The sequence below is a fragment of the Photorhabdus heterorhabditis genome (assembly GCF_001280945.1).
In the GTDB taxonomy this organism is placed as follows: domain Bacteria; phylum Pseudomonadota; class Gammaproteobacteria; order Enterobacterales; family Enterobacteriaceae; genus Photorhabdus; species Photorhabdus heterorhabditis.
The window spans coordinates 1-976 of sequence record NZ_LJCS01000188.1 but is presented as its reverse complement, the minus strand read 5'-3'; the positions used below and the strand labels follow the sequence as shown (position 1 = coordinate 976).

The window sequence follows — 976 nt, the reverse complement described above, 5'->3', positions numbered from 1 at the left end:
TTTGAACTGAGTTTGCCGCCGGAAACCGTCAAAGGACAAACAGTCGACCCGGTGATACGCGTGGTGACGCCCGATACCCGCTTACCGGATAACAGCCTGTATACCGTGCAGCCGGGCAGTGACAGCCGCTATCTGGTGGAGACCGACCCGAAATTTACCCAGTACAAACCCTGGCTGGGGTCAGACTACATGCAGCAGCAACTCACCCATGACCCGGCTTTGGTGCACAAACGGTTAGGCGACGGGTTCTACGAACAGCGGCTGGTGCGGGAGCAGATTACCCAGCTGACCGGTCAGCGCTATCTGCCGGGCTACAATAACGATGAAGCCCAGTTTAAAGCGCTGATGGATGCCGGGGTGGCTTTCGGCAGGGAACAGCAGCTCACCCCCGGCGTCGCGCTGAGTCCGGCGCAGATGGCGTTGCTGACCTCGGATATTATCTGGCTGACCAACCAGACGGTCACGTTGCCGGACGGCACTACCGAGGTGGTGACAGTGCCGCAGGTGTACGCCCGGGTGAAATCCGGTGACCTGCGCGGTGACGGCGCCCTCCTCGCCGGCAATACCGTGGCGCTCAACAGTCAGGGCGATATCACTAACAGCGGCACGATGAGCGGGCGGGATGTCACCCAACTGACCGCCAATAATCTCACCAACAGCGGCTTTATTCGCGGCGGCAAAGTCGATTTAGCGGCCCAACAGGCGCTCACCAATCGGGGCGGCCGGATTCAGGGGGATGACCGGGTGACCCTGAAAGGCCGCGATATCACCAGTGCATCAACGGTACGCGGGGACAACGTTAACCGCTGGTTAGACCGTCCGGCAGGCATTTATGTGCAGAACGATAACGGCACCCTGTCGCTGAGCGCCATCAATAACGTCCAGCTCACCGCCAGTGACGTCAGGAATGCCGGTCAAGACGGTCACACCGAAATAACGGCAGGCCATGACCTGACGCTGGACACCTTAAACACGC

1 pseudogene is annotated in these 976 nt (G+C 60.0%); it reads left to right on the top strand.

What is annotated here, in order from left to right:
• A pseudogene (locus tag AM629_RS21225) lies at positions 1–976 on the top strand (S-layer family protein); the annotation flags it as partial.